The organism is Plantactinospora sp. DSM 117369, assembly GCF_053764795.1.
The window spans coordinates 2,340,683-2,358,302 of record NZ_CM132446.1; the positions used below are offsets into that span (position 1 = coordinate 2,340,683).

At 73.3% G+C, this 17,620-nt stretch carries 16 protein-coding genes; 8 read left to right on the plus strand and 8 right to left on the minus strand.

The window, feature by feature from the left end:
- Nucleotides 1–119 precede the first annotated feature (119 nt).
- Both ACSMXO_RS10415 and ACSMXO_RS10420 read left to right on the plus strand, forming a co-directional pair.
- The gene (locus ACSMXO_RS10415) at nucleotides 120–2,576 is read left to right on the plus strand and encodes a M14 family zinc carboxypeptidase (protein ID WP_455417513.1); all 2,457 of its coding nucleotides are present in this window, start codon (nucleotides 120–122) and stop codon (nucleotides 2,574–2,576) included.
- Between the two features lie 265 nt (nucleotides 2,577–2,841).
- Nucleotides 2,842–3,234 carry an integrase gene (locus ACSMXO_RS10420; protein WP_455417514.1) on the plus strand — a complete coding sequence of 131 codons (393 nt, stop codon included), beginning with the start codon at nucleotides 2,842–2,844 and terminating at the stop codon, nucleotides 3,232–3,234.
- Between the two features lie 183 nt (nucleotides 3,235–3,417).
- Here ACSMXO_RS10420 and ACSMXO_RS10425 read toward each other — a convergent pair whose 3' ends face one another.
- Nucleotides 3,418–4,041, minus strand: a complete 624-nt coding sequence (locus ACSMXO_RS10425) for a TetR/AcrR family transcriptional regulator (RefSeq protein WP_455417515.1) — start codon at nucleotides 4,039–4,041, stop codon at nucleotides 3,418–3,420.
- 174 nt (nucleotides 4,042–4,215) lie between these two features.
- On the opposite strand from ACSMXO_RS10425, the gene ACSMXO_RS10430 reads away from it, so the two are divergent.
- Nucleotides 4,216–4,953 (plus strand): SDR family NAD(P)-dependent oxidoreductase, encoded by a 738-nt coding sequence (locus ACSMXO_RS10430; protein WP_455417516.1) that lies wholly within the window; start codon nucleotides 4,216–4,218, stop codon nucleotides 4,951–4,953.
- An 82-nt stretch (nucleotides 4,954–5,035) separates the two neighbouring features.
- On the opposite strand, the gene ACSMXO_RS10435 is transcribed toward ACSMXO_RS10430, so the two are convergent.
- The 3 genes from ACSMXO_RS10435 to bioB all read right to left on the minus strand — a co-directional run bounded on the left by ACSMXO_RS10435 (nucleotide 5,036) and on the right by bioB (nucleotide 8,312).
- A complete protein-coding gene (locus ACSMXO_RS10435) occupies nucleotides 5,036–6,952 on the minus strand; it encodes a lectin (RefSeq protein WP_455417517.1) in 1,917 nt (638 codons plus the stop codon).
- A 161-nt stretch (nucleotides 6,953–7,113) separates the two neighbouring features.
- Entirely contained in the window at nucleotides 7,114–7,314 is a 201-nt protein-coding gene (bsaP, locus tag ACSMXO_RS10440) for a biotin synthase auxiliary protein BsaP (RefSeq protein WP_455417518.1), read from the minus strand.
- A 2-nt stretch (nucleotides 7,315–7,316) separates the two neighbouring features.
- Nucleotides 7,317–8,312 carry a biotin synthase BioB gene (bioB, locus tag ACSMXO_RS10445; protein ID WP_455417519.1) on the minus strand — a complete coding sequence of 332 codons (996 nt, stop codon included), beginning with the start codon at nucleotides 8,310–8,312 and terminating at the stop codon, nucleotides 7,317–7,319.
- A gap of 289 nt (nucleotides 8,313–8,601) precedes the next feature.
- On the opposite strand from bioB, the gene ACSMXO_RS10450 reads away from it, so the two are divergent.
- From ACSMXO_RS10450 to ACSMXO_RS10465, 4 genes are all read left to right on the plus strand, one after another.
- A complete protein-coding gene (locus tag ACSMXO_RS10450) occupies nucleotides 8,602–9,738 on the plus strand; it encodes an 8-amino-7-oxononanoate synthase (protein ID WP_455419214.1) in 1,137 nt (378 codons plus the stop codon).
- Nucleotides 9,739–9,784: 46 nt separating this feature from the next.
- Nucleotides 9,785–10,489, plus strand: coding sequence for a dethiobiotin synthase (bioD, locus tag ACSMXO_RS10455; protein ID WP_346259618.1), 705 nt, complete (start codon nucleotides 9,785–9,787; stop codon nucleotides 10,487–10,489).
- A gap of 90 nt (nucleotides 10,490–10,579) precedes the next feature.
- Nucleotides 10,580–12,235, plus strand: coding sequence for a sensor histidine kinase (locus ACSMXO_RS10460; RefSeq protein ID WP_455419215.1), 1,656 nt, complete (start codon nucleotides 10,580–10,582; stop codon nucleotides 12,233–12,235).
- Nucleotides 12,236–12,342: 107 nt separating this feature from the next.
- A complete protein-coding gene (locus tag ACSMXO_RS10465; RefSeq protein ID WP_455419216.1) occupies nucleotides 12,343–12,957 on the plus strand; it encodes a response regulator in 615 nt (204 codons plus the stop codon).
- A 49-nt stretch (nucleotides 12,958–13,006) separates the two neighbouring features.
- On the opposite strand, the gene ACSMXO_RS10470 is transcribed toward ACSMXO_RS10465, so the two are convergent.
- Nucleotides 13,007–13,846 (minus strand): ABC transporter permease, encoded by an 840-nt coding sequence (locus tag ACSMXO_RS10470; RefSeq protein WP_455417520.1) that lies wholly within the window; start codon nucleotides 13,844–13,846, stop codon nucleotides 13,007–13,009.
- Entirely contained in the window at nucleotides 13,843–14,871 is a 1,029-nt protein-coding gene (locus tag ACSMXO_RS10475; RefSeq protein WP_455417521.1) for an ABC transporter ATP-binding protein, read from the minus strand. Before ACSMXO_RS10475 ends, ACSMXO_RS10470 begins: the two co-directional genes overlap by 4 nt.
- Before the next feature lie 220 nt (nucleotides 14,872–15,091).
- On the opposite strand from ACSMXO_RS10475, the gene ACSMXO_RS10480 reads away from it, so the two are divergent.
- Entirely contained in the window at nucleotides 15,092–15,631 is a 540-nt protein-coding gene (locus ACSMXO_RS10480; RefSeq protein WP_346259525.1) for a signal peptidase II, read from the plus strand.
- Here the strand turns inward: ACSMXO_RS10480 and ACSMXO_RS10485 are convergent.
- On the minus strand, nucleotides 15,584–16,825 hold the full coding sequence (locus ACSMXO_RS10485) for an MFS transporter (RefSeq protein ID WP_455417522.1): 1,242 nt from the start codon (nucleotides 16,823–16,825) through the stop codon (nucleotides 15,584–15,586). The genes ACSMXO_RS10480 and ACSMXO_RS10485 overlap by 48 nt on opposite strands.
- Nucleotides 16,822–17,583, minus strand: coding sequence for a DeoR/GlpR family DNA-binding transcription regulator (locus tag ACSMXO_RS10490; RefSeq protein WP_346259523.1), 762 nt, complete (start codon nucleotides 17,581–17,583; stop codon nucleotides 16,822–16,824). The genes ACSMXO_RS10485 and ACSMXO_RS10490 overlap by 4 nt, the downstream gene beginning before the upstream one ends.
- Between the last annotated feature and the right edge of the window lie 37 nt (nucleotides 17,584–17,620).

Sequence of the window (17,620 nt, forward strand, 5' to 3'; positions counted from 1 at the left end):
CCGGGCTCCAATTCCGTTCCGCCCTGCCGGCGGCGTTTCCCGATCCGTAGGTCTCCGGCCCTGCGGCGGCGTCCGCCCGCACGGCAATTCCCCCTCTCCTGATCGGAGTACTGTCCTTCATGCTCAGACGTCCCTATCCCCGGCTCGCCGCCGCGCTGGTCGCCGCCGCGCTGCTCGGCACGGCGGTCTGGACCGGACCGGCGTACGGGTCCGCGCTGCCGGCCGTACCGGCGCTTCCCGTCGACCTCTCCGACGTCCGGGGCTACCCCCGGCAGAACGTGCTGCCGGTCTGGCCGGACAACCCGAACGACGCCTCGATCCCGATCGGCGTCACGCCGTACGACGAGATCGCGCCCAAGCTGAACGCGTTGCAGAAGGCCAGCGACCGGGTCTCCGCCCGGGTAGCCGGAAAGTCCTCCGGGGGCCACGACCTCTACGCGGTCACGGTCACCGCGCCGGAGAGCCGTGCCGAGGCGCGCCAGCAGGAGCAGTGGAAGCGCCTGATCGAGGAGGAGCCGGTCCGGGCCCGCAGCGACCGCCGGCTGCTCCGCGACTACAAGACCCCGCTCTTCGTCAACGCCAACATCCACGGCAACGAGTGGGAGGGCACCGACGCCGCGCTGCGGGTCATCGAGGAGTACGCCACCAGTACCGACCCGGCGATCGTCACGCTGCTCAAGCGGAACCGGCTGGTCTTCAACGTCACCTCGAACCCGGACGGCCGGATCGCCGGCACCCGGCAGAACGCGGCCGGCTACGACCTCAACCGCGACCTGACCATCGTGTCGCAGCCGGAGACCAACCTGATCCGCGAGCTGATCATCGACACCAAGCCGATCATCACCCTCGACCTGCACGGCTACGTCAACCCGACGCTGCTGCACCCGAGCACCCCACCGCACAACGTCAACAACGAGTACGACCTCTACATCAAGCACGGGCTGCCGAACGCGCTGGCGATCGAGGAGGGGCTGCGTGCCCTCGGCTACCCGGAGACCCAGCGGGCCCGGATCCCGTTCCGGGACGACGAGCCGGGCGTCTGGGACGACTTCCCGCCGATCTACGTACCGTCGTTCGCGATGTTGCAGAGCAGCATCCCGTACACCATCGAGGCGCCGCTGAACCCGCGCGGCAACCTCAGCCCGGAGGAGAAGGTACGCCGCTCCGGCATCAACACCGACGTGCACGAGGTGGCGATCAAGACCTCGTTGCGGTACATCCAGGAGCACCGCGACCAGGTGATCTTCGACCAGGCCGAGGTCTACCGGCGCGGCTGGGCCGGTGAGCCGCTGCGCGACATCCCGGACGGCTATGTGCCGGGCTGGGGCCCGGAGGACAACTACCACACCACCTTTCCCCGGGCGTACGTGATCCCGACCGGCCCCGGCCAGCACTCCGAGACCGCCGCGGCCCGCCTGGTCGACCTGCTGGTCGGCAGCGGCGGCCGGGTCTGGAAGGCGAAGAAGGACTTCCGGGCGGACGGGAAGTCGTACCGGGCCGGCTCGTACGTGATCGACCTGCACCAGCCCAAGCGCGGCCTGGTCAACTCCCTGCTCGAACCCGGCATCGACCTGACCGGGCGGGTGGACGACCTCTACGCCGGCCCGGCCGCCTGGAGCCAGGGGCTGACCTGGGGTGCCACCGTCGACACCCTGTGGAACCGCCTCCCCGACGTACGCCTGGAGCGCACCTACGACGGCACGGCCGACGGCGACCTGCCCGCCGGCAACGTCGACCTGCGGCTGGACATCCAGGACGGCGCCGACCTGCTCGCGGTCAACTCCCTGCTGGGCAAGGGCGTCAAGGTCCACCGGCTGGCCGACGGCTCGGTGGTCGTCCCCGGTACCCCGGTCAACCGCTGGCTGGCCTGGACCGAGGCCCGCGAGCACGACGTGACCTTCACCCGTGCCCCGGCCCGCTGGCGCGGCACCCTGCTGGACGAGGTGGTCGTCGGCTACCTGGGCACGGTCGAGGACCGGGACACCCTGCTCGACACCGGCTTCGAGGCTCGCACGCTCACCGCGACCACCCTGGCCACCACCCTCACTGCCGACGTCGACGTCCTGCTGGTGGCGAGCAACGTCAACCTGGCGAACCTGACCCCGGAGAACCGCGCCGCGCTGGACGCGTTCCTGGCCCGCGGCGGCGGGGTGGTCGGGCTCGGCACCGCCGGGGCGGGCTTCGGCAACGCCGCCGGACTGCTCAGCGTCACCGCCACTGCCGGCGCCAGCCTGGCCAGCGGGGTGGCGAACATCGTCAACCGGGGCGGCCCGGTGACCGCCGGTGCTATCCCGCACGCGTTCATCAACGAGCCGGTCTGGTTCACCGACCTCGGCGCTGGAGTCACGGTCGAGCAGTCGTACGCCGCCGACCCGCTGCTCGCCGGCTGGTGGGCGGCGAACGAGGCCGGCACCACCGGCCAGGCCGCGGCGGCCGGGCAGGCCAGCATCGTGCGTACGGTCAGCCCGGGCGGCAACGGTGTGGTGCTGTTCGGCACGGACCCGACGTTCCGGCTGCACCCCAAGGGCCTGCACTCGCAGTTGGGCCGGGCCCTGCTCTGGGCGGCACAGCGCTGACCCGATCCGGATGACCGGGTGAGACCGGGGCCCGGTGTCACGCACCCGGGCCCCGGGCGCGTCCGGCGACCGGTACGGGCCGGTCCCGTTCGGCGCCGGCGGGTCTGCCCCGCAGCTTCGCAGACCCGCCGGTCCCGACCGGCACCGGCGTGGACCTGTCCGGGGGCCTTCGTCGCCGTACTCTCGGCAAGTGAAGCGGACCGGGGCACCACCGGGTCGGTAGCCGCGCCGCGATGGCACAAAATCGGGAAGGATGGACGCCTCCGTGAGGTCCAGACTGCGCCGGCTCTACATCCACGACCGGCAGTTCACCTGGATGGCCCGGATCGACCACGTCCGGACCGGGCAGGGAGTGCGCCGGTGCGTCCGGGTACGCGTCTGGGGTGCCGGCAAGAACAGCCGCGCCCTCCAGGTGGACCTGCTCTCCACGGCGCCGCGCTCGGCGTGGGGCGATCCGGCGGTCACCGACGGCGCGTATCCGGAGCCGAAGCACGTCCGGGCGGTGATCGAGCACGCCCTCCGGCACGGCTGGCAGCCGGACGAGATCGGCGGCACCTTCGTGCTGACCGGCTCCGGGCACGCCGAGGCGCTGTCGCTGCCCGGGTTCGTCGTCACCGACCTGCTGCTGCTCGCCGAGCGCCCCGCACCCGGCGGGTAGGACAACGCCGCCGGTAGACCTCCGACAGCCGGGACCCGGCGCCGGTAGGCCCAGGATCGGCTATTCGGCGCAGGAGTCCTGGAACAGTGCATCGGCCGCATTCGGCCGATCGCAGCGCTGCTCATCGGCGGAGCAGGGCCGTCCTTGCCTCGGCACGTGCCGCCCGGCCGTCGCTGCCGCGACTCAGCTGAGGTGTAGGCGGCGGGGTGGTCGATGTGGCAGGTCGCGGGCGTTGGTGGTGCGCAGCCCGTCGAGGGCCAGTTCGAGGTAGCGGCGCCATGCCTGCGGCTGCGCGGGCAGCAGGGGCGCCGCTGTCTGGTGAATGCCGCCGAGTAGCAGCACGATGTCCGTTCCCGTGATGTCGCCGCGGACGGCGCCCTCTTCGCGCGCCCGAGCCGTGAGTGCCTCGGCGGCGTCACAGAGCCGGTCGATCGCGTCCCGCACCTCGGAATGTTGCAGCGACGGGCGTCCGATCACCTCGCAGAACGCGCGGTCCGCGGCGAGCACCTCGACGCCGTCGGTCATGAACTCCCGCAGCGCCGCTGCCGCGTCGGCGGCGCCGAGAAGGCGCTCTGCCGTGCGGACGAGCTGGTCGAGCATCTGGAGCATGATCGCCGCGAGCAGGTCTTCCTTCGAAGCGAAGTGCCGGAACACGGTGCCCTTGGCGAGACCGGCGCGTTGGGCGATCTCGCCGATCGGCACCTCCACCCCGTGCTCGGCGAACGCCGCGGTTGCGGCATCGAGCAGCAGGCGCCGATTGCGCACCATGTCCGCCCTCTGGCCCGAATTGGCTGTCGTCGCGCTCATCCGCGCCTCCTTCCGGGGCAAGCCTACCGGCGAAAATGACCAGGCGATCAGATTAGCTGCTAGGCTAACGTGACCGGGCGGTCATATTCCGCTCGCCCGTCCCCGGGTCGCCGACCGCCGTCCGGAGGTGGCTGCCGGTGTGTACGTGAAACCACCAACTTCAGGAGAAAAAACGTGAGCAACACCTTGGAAGGCACAGTGGCCCTCGTCACCGGGGCGTCCTCGGGCATCGGCCAGGCCACCGCACTCGCCCTGTCGAAGGCGGGCGCCCGAGTTGCAGTCGGGGCTCGGCGGGCCGACCGGCTGCACTCGCTGACGCAGGACGCTCCGGGCGAGATGATTGCCCTTGAGCTGGACGTCACCGACCGCCAGTCGGTGCAGGACGCGGTCGCGGCCACCGTCGAGCGTTTCGGAGCCCTCGACGTCCTGGTGAACAACGCGGGCGTCATGCTCAGCGGCCCGATCCTGGGCGCGGACACCACGGAGTGGACCCGCATGGTCGAGACCAACCTACTCGGGTCGATGTACGCGGTTCATGCCTCCCTGCCGCACCTGCTCCTGCGCAGGGGTGCCGTGGTGCAGATCTCGTCGACCTCGGGGCGTACGGCATCGGCGGCCAGCGGCGTGTATGCGGCAACCAAGTTCGGCATCACGGCTTTCTCCGAGGCGTTGCGGCAGGAGGTCACCGCGCAGGGCGTGCGGGTCATCGTCGTCGAACCCGGATTCGTCGCTACCGAGCTGGCCAGCCACATCACCGACCCGGCGATCCAGGCCGCGGCGAAGGCAATGGCCGAATCCATGCGGACTCTCCAGCCCGAGGACATCGCCAGCGCTGTGCTGTACGCCCTCACCCAGCCCGAGCACGTTGCTGTCAACGAGATCCTGATCCGACCAACTGACCAGACCCGCTGAATCCGGTGTCCGGCCAACCGGTCGACGCCCCGACGGTATTCCCCGGGCCCCGTCGGGTGGATCGATGGCGTTCCTCGGCTGGTCAGGCCGGTACGCTCCACTTCTGGTTGGCGGCGCCGGTGCAGCTCCAGAGCTGGGTCGGCGTACCGTTCGCCGGGTTGTTGTCCAGCACGTCCAGGCACTTGCTGGCGCTGGCGCTGGTCAGGTCCCGGCCGGCGGTGGCGGTCCAGCGCTGGTTCGCCGCGCCGGTGCAGGACCAGATCTGCGCCCGGGCACCGTTCGCGGTCGAGTTGTCCCGGACGTCGAGGCACTTGCCGAGCGCCCGTACCGTGCCGTCAGCGCCCAGCGTCCACTGCTGGGCCGCGCTGCCGTTGCAGTCGTAGAGCTGCACGGCGGTGCCGTCCGCGCTGTTCGCGCCGGCCACGTCCAGGCACTTGCCGGCGAGCCCGACGATCTGGCCGGTACGGCCGCCGCCACCGTCGCCGGACTGGGTGCCGGACCAGGTGAAGGTCGCGGTGGTCCGGGCCGGCAGGGTGTAGGTGAAGGACTGTCCACCCCAGACCACCCGGAGCGACTGGCTGCCGGTGCCGCCGTTGTGCGCGATCAGCGCCTTGGAGCCGTCCGGGTTGCGCCAGGCGACGTTCGGCACGGCGCCGTTCGCGGTCGAGTCGATCCGGTACGCCCCCGGCTTGACGAACTTGGTCAGGTGCCCGGTGGTGTAGTACTCGATGGTGTTGTCCACCTGGCCGGCGCGCGGGCCGCCCTCCTGCACGGTGACCAGCCCGGTGCAGACGTCACAGCCGCCGTTGTGCGGGCCCATGCTCTGGTTCAGGGCGAGGCTCCACTTGACCACGCTGCCGCTCCAGTTCCGGGTGTAGTTGACGATGTCGGCCAGGTCCTCGTTGTGCTGGTTGCCGATCCAGGTGCCGCCGGAGTGCTCGGTGCTGAACTGGCGTACCGCCGGATACTGGGCGTGCACCTGGGAGCCGACGCTCGGGCTGCCGGCGTAGCCGTGCCAGGCGATGCCGGCGAAGAGCGGGTCGTTGCGCAGCGCGGCGTCGGAGACGATCCCGCTGCCGATCTGGCCCCAGTCGCCGTAGTTCCAGTCGTGGATCATCACCTTGGTGGTGATGCCGGCGGCCCGGAAGGCCGGCAGCAGGTGGTTCTTGGTGAATTCCAGCAGGCCGGAGGAGTTCCAACTCATCCCCGGGTAGTTCATCGCGGGCGGGTTGGCCGCCTGGCAGCAGTTCGGCTCGTTCTGCACCGAGACGTAGTCCACGCCGATCCCGGCGGCCTGGTACGACTGGACGTACTTCACGAAGTACTGGGCGTAGAGCGGGTAGTACTCCCACTTCAGCCAGCCCATCTGGTCCATCCGGCCGTTGTCCTTCATCCAGCCCGGCGCGCTCCACGGCACCCCCTTGACCCGCAGCGCCGGGTTGAGCTGTTTCGCCTGGGCGGTCAGCAGCCGGACGTTGGTGTCGTAGCCGTTGGCGCCGAAGTCGGACAGGTCGCAGCAGGTGTCGTCCAGCGACACGTGGCCGGGCCGGGAGAGGTCGGAGGCGCCGATCGGGTTGCGGACGAAGGAGAGCCCGATCCCGTCGGTGGGGTGGAACAGCCGGCGCATCACCGCGTCCCGGGTCGCCGCGCTGATCGGCCCGCCCCGGAACAGGTAGGCGGTGGTGTCGGTGATCGAGGCGCCGCCACCTTCGAACTGCTGGTAGCGGGTGTTCTCGTCGACGGTGACGGTGTGCGTGGCGCCGGGACTGGTGGCGGCGAAGGCGATCGGCGTCTGCGGTTGCAGGCCACGGGTGACGGTCCGGCCGCCGGAGTCGGAGGTGGTGGTCAGCCAGATGTTCACCGGCTCGTTGGCCGCGTACGCCGGGGCCGGTCCGGCGACCGCGCCGACGGCGGCGACGCAGAGTGCCAGCAGCGCGGCGGCGGTACGGCGGGGCGGGGGTGTGCGGCGGCTGGTGGCCGCCGTACCTGCGGAGGACATGCGGGGGTCTCCCCTCCGTGGGCGGGTATCCAGGGGTCAGCGGCCGGCCGGCACTGAATAGGTAACACTCTTTAATAAAGAGTGTCAATGCGAGTTAATAAAGAGTGTCAATGCGAGGCGCGGCCGGCGGGAGCGGATCCCGGCGGAAGGGTGTGCGTGGCTCAGCGGCTGGTGGCGGTCTCGCCGTGCTCGACGCAGACCGCCGACCAGCCGGAGGGGAGCACCTGCACCTTCATCCGGCGGCGGCAGGAGGCGCAGTAGCGCGGCGGCTCCAGCGCGCGGGCGGCCCGGCAGGCGTCGTGGTCGCCGGTGGCGGCGGCCTCGCCGCACCGGTCGCACCAGTTGGCCGTCTCCGTCGACATCGTCACAGCGTCGCCGACAGCGCCTTGACCGGCATCTTCAGCTCGTCCAGCAGCGCCAGGTCCTCGCCGGCCGGGCGGCCAAGCGTGGTCAGGTAGTTGCCGACGATCACCGCGTTGATCCCGCCGAGCAGGCCGTCCCGGGTGCCGAGGTCGCCGAGGGTGATCTCGCGACCGCCCGCGTACCGGAGGATGGTCCGCGGCATCGCCAGCCGGAACGCCGCGATGGCCCGCAGCGCGTCCCGCGGCGCGACCACCGGCTGATCGCCCAGCGGGGTGCCCGGGCGGGGGTTGAGGAAGTTCAGCGGCACCTCGTGCGGGTCCAGCTCGGCGAGCTGCGCCGCGAACTCGGCACGCTGCTCGACGGTCTCGCCCAGCCCCAGGATGCCGCCGCAGCAGACCTCCATGCCGGAGGCCCGGACCATCCGCAGCGTCTCCCAGCGCTCCTCCCAGGAGTGCGTGCTCACCACGTTGGGGAAGAAGGACCGGCAGGTCTCCAGGTTGTGGTTGTAGCGGTGCACGCCCATCTCGACGAGTTCGTCGACCTGGGCCTGGGTCAGCATCCCGAGCGAGGCGGCGACCTGGATGTCCACCTCGGCCCGGATCGCGGCGACGCCCTCGCGCATCTGCGTCATCAGCCGCTCGTCCGGGCCACGGACGGCGGCGACGATGCAGAACTCGGTGGCCCCGGTGGCGGCGGTCTGCTTCGCCGCCTCGACCAGGGACGGGATGTCCAGCCAGACCGACCGGACGGGCGAGGCGAACAGCCCGGACTGCGAGCAGAAGTGGCAGTCCTCCGGGCAGCCGCCGGTCTTCAGCGAGACGATCCCCTCGACCTCGACCTCCGGGCCGCACCAGCGCATCCGTACCTCGTGCGCGAGCTGGAGCGCGGCCGAGAGGTGCTCGTCGGGCAGCCGCAGCACGGCGAGCACACCCGCCTCGTCGAGGCCGACACCACCGTCGAGCACCTGGGTACGCGCCCGGTCGAGGATTTCTGGCATGGGTCGTACCCTACAAGCGGGCCGTCCGTCGATGTGGTCCCACCCGGCCGACCTGCCCGGACGCCCCGCCGCCGGCGCACCGGTGGTGGATCGGCCGGCCCGGCGGGCCGCCGCAGACCGCGACGGATGGTATTTTCGCCGGTCGGGGCCGCCGCGCCGGGCGGCGCCGCGGGCCCGCCGAGCCCGGGCCCGGTGCGAGCCGCCCCGGGCGGGCCGGAGCCGCACAACATGCGGCGATCGGGTTTCCGACAGCGCCCGGGGGCGGACGCGGACCAGTGTGGGGGTGGCGGTGCCGAGCTGGCTGGAGACTCTGGACCGGCGGGCGCGGCTGCGCGCCAAGGCCGGGCTCACCCGGCGGCTGCGGCCGAGGAGCGCCGCCGAGGACGTGGTCGACCTCGCCGGCAACGACTACCTCGGACTGTCCCGGCATCCGGCGGTGGTCGCCGCCGCGGCCGAGGCGCTCACCGGCTACGGCCTGGGCGCCACCGGTTCCCGACTGGTACGCGGCTCCACCGAGGCCCACCAGACGCTCGAATCCTGCCTCGCCGACTGGCTCGGCACCGGCCGGGCCCTGGTCTACTCCTCCGGCTACCTCGCCAACCTCGGTGCGGTCCGCGCCCTGGTCCAGCCCCGCACCCTGCTGGTCTCCGACGCGCACAACCACGCCTCGCTGATCGACGGCTGCCGGCTCTCCGGCGCGGAGACCCGGGTCACCCCGCACCTGGACGTCGACGCCGTCGAGGCGGCCCTGGCCGGGGCACCGGGCCGGCCGGCGGTGGTGGTCACCGAGTCGGTCTTCTCGGTCGACGGCGACCTTGCGCCCCTCGCCGAGCTGCACGCGGTGGCCCGCCGGTACGGCGCGCTGCTGCTGGTCGACGACGCGCACGCGCTCGGCGTACTCGGACCGGCCGGGGCGGGCGCGGTGGCCGGCGCCGGACTCGCCGGCGAGCCGGACGTGGTGGTGACGGCGACCCTCGCCAAGTCGCTCGGCGGAGCCGGCGGGGTGGTGGCCGGGCCGGCCGAGCTGGTCCGGCATCTGATCGACACGGGCCGCACCTTCATCTACGACACCGCGCCGCCGCCGGCGGTGGTCGCCGGGGTGCTCGCCGCGGCCGGGCTGGCCCGGGCCGGTGACGCGCTCCGGGCCGAGCTGGCCGACCGGGCCGCCACGGTTACCCGCCGGCTCGGTGCGGCCGGGCTGGCGGTCTCCGCCCCGGCCGCCGCGGTGGTCTCGGTGACCGCGCCCGGCCCGGAGACCGCGGTGGCCTGGGCGGCCGACTGCCGGGACCGGGGCGTCGCGGTCGGCTGCTTCCGGCCGCCGTCGACCCCGGACACCCGCTCCCGGCTGCGGCTGACCATCAACGTCGGGATCGATCGCGCCGACTTCGACCGGGCGCTCGAGGTGATCGTGGAGTGTGCCCCGTGACCGCGACCGGAGGTGGCTGGTGAGCGGCGTGGCGTGGCGGGGGCCGATCCTGGTCACCGGCACCGACACCGACGTGGGCAAGACGGTGGTCACCGCGGCCATCACCGCCGCGGCCCAGGCCGCCGGCCTGCGGGTCGCGGTCATCAAGCCCGGGCAGACCGGTACGGCGACCGGGGCGGAATCCGACGTCGACACGGTGAACCGGCTGGCCGCGCCGATGACCGCACGCACCCTGGTCAGCTATCCCGACCCGCTGGCACCGCTCGCGGCGGCCCGGGTCGCCCAGGCCGAGCCGCTGGAGCTGTACGCGGTCGCCGACGAGATCAGGGCCGACGCGGACAAGCACGACCTGGTGCTGGTCGAGGGGGCGGGCGGGCTGCTGGTCCCGATGGGGTTGCGCCCGTCCGGCGAGGCGTGGACGCTCGCCGACCTGGCGGTGTCGATCGGCGCCCCGGCGGTGGTGGTCACCCGGGCCGGGCTCGGCACGCTGAACCACACCGCGCTCACCCTGGAGGCGCTGGACCGGCGCGCGGTGCCCTGCGGCGTGGTGCTCGGCGCCTGGCCGGCCGAACCCGAGCTGGTGCACTGGGCCAACCTGCGGGAACTGGTCCCCAACATGGTCGGCGCGCTGCCGGACGGGGCCGGCACGCTCGAACCGGGGGTGTTCCGCCGTTCCGCGCCGGGCTGGCTCACCCCGGCCCTGTACGGCGTACTCGACGACTGGCGGGCCTGGGCCGAAGAGGTCAGCTGACCGGGCCGCGGGTGCGCCGCCGTCGATCCGGGCGATTCCTGACTTTCGGCAGTAACCGGCCGGTGGCGCGGCTTGTAGCCTGGCCGGGTGATGGCCGGGCTCCGCGACGTACGGTGGTGGCGCCGGCGCCGGCCGGCCGGCAGCCGGGCCGCGCCGGTCGGGCTGCCGCGCCCCGGCGGGGCGGTGCCGCCACGACGGCGCGACCGCCTCCTCGACCTGGCGCTCTGGGTCGTGATCTCGGCGCCGATCGCGATAGCGCTGCTCACCCCGCCGTACTCGTCCTGGTTTCCCGGCCGGCTGGCCGGTTCCCTGTTGGTGACCGGGCTGGCGGTGCTGGCCAGCCGGCGGGCGCCGCTGCTCGGGCTGCTGCTGGTGGTGCTGCCGACCGCCGGGGACGGCAACTTCATGTTCGGGATCCCGGTGCTGAGCTATCTCGTCGGGTTGCGCGAGCGCCGCTCCGGCCCGGCCGCGCTGGTCTTCGCCGGGATCGGGCTCGGCGGCACGGTCCTCAACCTCGGCGTGCTCGGCACCGATGCCGAGGTCTGGTTCCTGCTCGCCAGCACGCTGCTGGTCGGCGGGGTCTTCCCGTGGCTGGTCGGCCGCTACCACCGGCAGCACCGGGCCCTGGTGCTGGCCGGCTGGGAGCAGGCCGACCTGCTGGAGCGGGAGCAGCGCGGCGCCGCCGAGCGGATCCGGATGCGGGAGCGGGCCCGGATCGCCCAGGACATGCACGACTCGCTCGGCCACGACCTGAGCCTGATCGCGCTGCGCGCGGGCGCCCTGGAGGTGGCGGCGGACCTGGACGAGCATCACCGGCGGGCCGCCGGTGAGCTGCGGGCCAGCGTGGCGCTGGCCACCGACCGGCTCCGCCAGGTCATCGGGGTGCTGCGGGAGGACGCCGAGCCGGCGCCGACCCGGCCGCCGGGGGAGCGGGTCGACGACCTCGTCGCGCGGGCCCGGGCCGCCGGGATGGCGGTACGGCTGCTGGTCGAGGGGGACTCCCCGGGTGCCGCCGTGCCGCCGATGGTGGAGCGGGCGGTCTGCTCGGTGGTGCAGGAGGCGCTGACCAACGCGACCCGGCACGCGCCCGGGGCCGCCGTGACGGTGGCGGTGCGCCGCGACGCCGACCGGATCTCGGTGCGGGTCGGCAACGAGCGGCCACCGGCCGGACCGCTGCCCGGGGTCCGGGGCGCCGGGTCCGGCCTGGTCGGGCTCTCCGAGCGGGTACGCCTGGCCGGCGGCACCCTGCGGGCCGGTCCGGACGGCGGCGGCTTCGAGGTGTACGCGGACCTGCCGGCCGCACCCCGAGTGGAGACCGGACACACCGAACCGGCCGAGCCGGGGTACCCGGTGCCGGACGTCGCCGCACCACCGGTCGGGGCGGCCACCGCGCACCGGCTGCGTTCGGCCCGGCAGCGGGTCCGGCGCAGCCTGCTCGCCGTGGTCACCGTGCCGGCCGCGATCGGCGCCCTGCTGGTCGTCGCCTACTACCCGATCGCCACCTTCGGCGCGGTGCTGGACTCCGACCGCTACGCGCAGCTCCGGATGGGGCAGGACCGGGCCGAGCTGCGCGACCTGCTGCCGGACCGGCAGGTCGTCGCGCCGTCCGGGGCCGCCGACCGGCCGGTGCCCAGCGGTGCCACCTGCGAGTTCTACTCCGACGGCGCCTTCCCGTTCGGGCAGGCGGTCTACCAGGTCTGCTTCCTGGACGGGCGGCTGGTGGTCAAGGACCGTCTCGGCGGTTGACCCGGCAACCCGTTCGTCCCGCCGACGCCGTGCCCACCCGCCCCGCCGGCCGCTACCCGAGTTGAGGAGTACGTGTGATCCCCGTCCTGCTGGCCGACGACGAGGCGATGATCAGAGCCGGTGTCCGGGCGATCCTCGCCGCCGACCCGGAGATCGAGGTGGTGGCCGAGGCCGCCGACGGGCGCGACGCGGTCGAGCTGGTCCGGGCGCACCGGCCCCGGGTCGCGCTGCTGGACATCCGGATGCCCCGGCTCGACGGGCTGGCCGCCGGAGCGGAGATCCGCCGGCTGGTACCGGAGACCGCGGTGGTCATCCTGACCACGTTCGGCGAGGACGACTACATCGCCCGGGCGCTCGGCGAGGGGATGAGCGGATTCCTGCTCAAGTCCGGCGACCCTCGGGAGCTGATCGCCGGGGTGCGGGCGGTGGCGGACGGTGCGGCGTACCTGTCGCCGGAGGTGGCACGGCGGGTGATCGAGCTCGGCGGCGGACTGCTGGCCCGGGCACCGGCCGCCCGGGAGCGGATCGAGGGGCTGACCGAGCGGGAACGGGAGGTGCTGGCGCTGGTCGGTGCCGGGCTCTCCAACGCCGAGATCGGCCAGCGGCTCTTCCTGGTCGAGGGGACGGTGAAGAGCTATCTGAGCAGCATCTTCACCCGGCTCGGGGTACGCAACCGGGTGCAGGCGGCGATCATCGCGTACGAGGCGGGCCTGACGGCCTGAGCCCGTACGGGCGGGGCCCTCCCCGGCCGGGAAGCGCCCCGCCCCAGGATCAGGCGTCCCGGCGGCGCAGTACGGCGAGCCCGGCCAGCAGGGCCGCGACCACCCAGCCGGCGACGATCAACAGGCCGGCCGCCGCCGGGTAGGGATCGCTCTCGCCGCGCAGGAAGTGCAGGCCAGCGCTGCCGGGCAGCGCGTCGGCGATCGCGTTGAGCGGTCCGAGGTCGGGCAGCCGCAGTGTGGTCGGCACGATCGCCAGCAGCAGGAAGACCGTGACCAGGGTGCCGACCGCGCTGCGCAGTGCGGCGCCGAGACCGAGGGTGAACAGCCCGATCAGCGCCAGGTACCCGGCCAGCCCGAGCGCGTACCCGATGGTCTCGCCCAGCTCGAACCGGCCCCACTCGCCGAGCACCGGAGCGGCGACGGCGGCACCGAGCCCGCCGAGCAGGAGGCCGGTGCCGAAGGTGACCCCGGCGACCACGGTGCTCTTGGCCAGCAGCAGCCGGGCCCGGGACGGGATCCACTGCAGGGTGGTCCGGATCGTCCCGCTGCTGTACTCGCTGGTGATGACGAGCAGGGCGAGTGCGATCACCGCGAACTGGGTCAGCTCGACGGCGTCGATCGCGATCCGCCCGGCCGCCAGCACGCCCCGGTCGTTGGCCGGCTCGTCGTCGGTGTTGCCGTTCGCGACGTAGATCGCGAGTTGCCCGGCGGTGGCGGCCATCAGCAGCACGCTGGAGAGCAGGCACCACCAGACCGAGCGCACCGACCAGAGTTTCGTCCACTCGCTGGCGATCGCGCCCGGAAGTCCACCGCCGGACGGCGGGCGGCCGGCGGCCCGCCGGGCAGTGTGTGGGAGGGCGCGGTTCGGCTGCGGGAGGGTGCTGCTCATCGTGCCTCTTTCCGATCGGATCCCCGGGACCGGCCGCCGGAGTCGTGGGAGCCGCCGACCCGGGCGTCGGAGCCGTGTGAGCCGCCGACCCGGGCGTCGGGGGTGGTGGCCGGCGGCGGGGCGGCGAACTCCAGGTCCCCGCCGGTGAGTTCGAGATAGGCCTGTTCGAGGGAGGCCTCCCGGGCGTTCAGCCCGTGCAGCCGTACCCCGAGATCGTGGGCCAGGTCGCCGACCTGGGCGACCGTGCTCCCGGTGACCAGCAGTTCGTCGTCACCGATCCGTTCGACGGTGGCGTGCCGGCCGACCAGCCCGTCCCGGAGCCGGGTCAGTGCGGCCGGTTCGGGGCTGACCACCCGGACGGCGGCCAGCGAACTGCCGGCGATCACCTCGGCGATGGGTGCGTCGGCGAGCAGCCGGCCGCGGCCGATCACCACGAGCTGGTCGGCGGTGAGCTGCACCTCGCTCATCAGATGGCTGGAGACGAAGACCGTACGTCCCTGCGCGGCGAGCGACCGCATCAGCTCGCGGATCCACCGCACCCCGTCGGGGTCCAGCCCGTTCACCGGCTCGTCGAAGATCAGCACGCCCGGGTCGCCGAGCAGCGCGCCGGCGATGCCCAGCCGCTGGCCCATGCCGAGCGAGAGGGTGCCGGCCCGCTTCCCGGCCACCTCGGTCAGCCCCACCGTGCCGAGGACCTCGTCCACCCGGCGTACCGGAATGCCGTTGCTCCGGGCCATCGCGGTCAGGTGGGCCCGGGCGGTCCGGCCGGGATGCACCGCCCGGGCGTCGAGCAGCGCGCCGACCTCCCGGAGCGGATGCCGGAAACTCCGGTACGGCCGGCCCCCGACCAGCGCGGTACCCGAGTCGGGCCGGTCCAGGCCGAGGATCATCCGGATCGTGGTGGACTTCCCGGCGCCGTTCGGCCCGAGGAAGCCGGTGACCCGGCCCGGCGTGATCGACAGCGAGAGCCGGTCGACCGCCGTGGTGGCGCCGAAGCGCTTGGTCAGTTCGGTTAATGTGATCATGGATCCTTCCGGTGTTCGCAGCAGCCCGGCAGCCGGTGTTCGGAGTAGGTCAGCAGCGACGGTAGGAATCCGGACGGCGGTCACACAGCGGACGATCGAGGGTCGGCGGGGCCGACTTTCGTCAGGAATGCCGGCCGGTGTTCCGGGCCGGCATCCCGGTCGGCCGGCGACGTAGGCTGGGTGCCGTCCGGGCAGCCGTCGGTGCTGGAGGTCTTCTGTCATGCAGCAGGTCGAGGCGGATTCCTCGATGCCCGAAGCGGACCGGGCGGCCGGTTCCGTCCGGTGGTACCCCCGGGTGCTCACCCTGGCCGTCGTGATCGTGCTGGTGGACCAGATCACGAAATACCTGGCCGTGGCCGCGCTCTCCGACGGCGGCGTCGTACCGGTCCTCGGCGACCTGCTCAGCCTGCGGCTGCTCTACAACCCGGGCGCGGCGTTCTCGATCGGCACCGGCGTCACCTGGATCTTCACCATCATCGCCGCCGTCGCGGTGGCCGCGATCACCCGGGCCGCCTGGAAGGTCCGCAACCGGGCCTGGGCGCTCGCCCTCGGTCTGGTGCTGGGCGGCGCCACGACCCACCTGCTGGACCGGCTCTTCCGGGATCCCGGGTTCGCCCGGGGGCACGTCGTCGACTTCATCGACTACGCCGGCTTCTTCGTCGGGAACGTCGCCGACATCTGCCTGGTGCTGGGCGGTGCGCTGATCGTCCTGCTATACCTGCGCGGGATCGACATCGACGGCCGGCGCGACCGGGTGTGACCCGGCCGGGCGGAGCCGGGCCAGGCCGAGCACGGTGCCCAGCCCGGCACCGGCCATCAGCAGCATCGCCCAGGCGATCGCCGCCGGCCCGAACGCGCCGACCGCCAGCCCGATCGCCGGGGGCAGGGCGATGCCGCCGGCCATCGACACCGCGACGACGGTCGGGGTCAGCCCGGGGCGGTGCTCGGCCAGCCAGGCCAGCCCGGTGGGGAAGAGGGGACCGACCGCGGCCCCGAGCAGTCCGTACCCGACCGGTGCGATCGGGTCGGCCAGGGTGGCCGCCGCGGCCAGCACGGTCAGTCCGGTGCAGCCGAAGACGATGGCCCGGGCCGAGTAGCGGCGGCAGAGCGGCACCACCGCGAAGCGCGAGGCGGTGAAGGCCAGCCAGAACCCGGAGGTCGCGGTCGCCGCCGCTGCCGCTGGCCAGCCCGTCGCGATCAGGTGGGTGGTCTCCCAGCCGGCCGCGCCGGTCTCCAGCCCGACGTGCAGTACGAAGAAGAGCAGGAACCCCAGCGACAGTGCGGTGCCGACCGGGAACGCCCGCCGCGGTGGGCGGCTCTGGGCGGTGGAGGTGGCGGTGCCCGCCGTACTGGCCCGGTGGCGGGGCCCGGCGGCGGGCCGGGCCGGGCCGGACAGGGTACGCAGGGCCGGCAGGGCGAGGAGGGCCAGCAGGGCGCAGCCGGCGAACGACCAGCCGTACCCGGGCAGCAGCCCGACGGCGATCGGTCCGGCGACCGCGCCCGCACCGAAGCAGCCGTGCAGCAGGTTGAGCATGCCGTGGCCACCCTCGGCGTACACCTCGGTGAAGACCTGGTTGACGCCGCCGTCCAGGCCGCCGAAACCGACGCCCGCGACGAAGGCGGCGAGCAGCGCGTACGGCCAGTCCGGGGCGAGCGGGAAGGCGAGGGCGCCCAGCGCGACCCCGACCAGCGACCAGCTCAGGAAGCGTCCGTCCGGTACCCCGAGCCGGCGGGCCAGGGGCATCGCCAGTACCCCGATGATCGCGCCCGCGAAGTGCACGCTGAGCGCGGCGGCCGCCCCGGCGGCGTTGATCCCGTGTGCCTGGCGCAACTGCGGGATGGCCGGACCGTACAGCGCCTGTTGCAGGCCGATCATCGCGAAGGCGGTGACCGCGCCGAGCACCGCCAGCCGGCGCAGCCGGGGTGGCCCGGGGTGCCGGGGCGGCGTGTTCATGCCAGCACCACCGTCAGGCCCGCGTCGCGCAGCGCCGCCACCTGTTCCGGATCGGCGCCGTCGTCGGTGACGAGGACGTCGGCGAGCTGTACCGGCCCGATCCGGGCGAAGGTGGCCCGGCCGAGCTTGGTCGAGTCGGCCACCACCACCCGGCGGCGGGAGGCGCCGATGGCGGCCCGTTTGACCCGTACGTCGTCGAGGTTGAAGTCGGTCAGTCCGGTTCCCGGGTCGGCGCCGCCGACGGAGAGCACGAAGGTGTCGAACCGCAGGTCCTCGAAGATCCGCTCGGCGAGCGGCCCGACGAAGCAGTGTTCCCCGGCCCGGACGTCGCCACCGGCGGCGATCAGCCGGATCCCGGGCTCGTCGGCGAGTTCGGTGCTGGCCGGCACGCTCAGCGCGCACACGGTGAGTTGCCGGCGCCCGCGCAGTGCCCGGGCGGTGGCCAGCGCGGTCGTCCCGGCGTCGACCACCACGGTCTCGTTGGCGCCGATCAGCTCGGCGGCGGCGGCCCCGATCCGGGCCTTGACGTCGGCGTGCTGCCGGACCCGTACCGCGAACGGCGGCTCGTAGCTGCCCGAGACGGTGCTGACCGCACCGCCGTGCACCCGCTGGAGCAGCCCCTCCCGTTCGAGCAGCTCCAGGTCGCGGCGGATGGTCATCTCCGAGACACCGGCCCGGGCGGTCAACTCGGCGACCGTGACCCGGCCCGAGGTCAGCAGCGTGTCGATGATCGCCTGGTGCCGTTCCTGTGCAGACATGTGTTCGAGTAAAACACTAAATCTGTTCGAATACCAA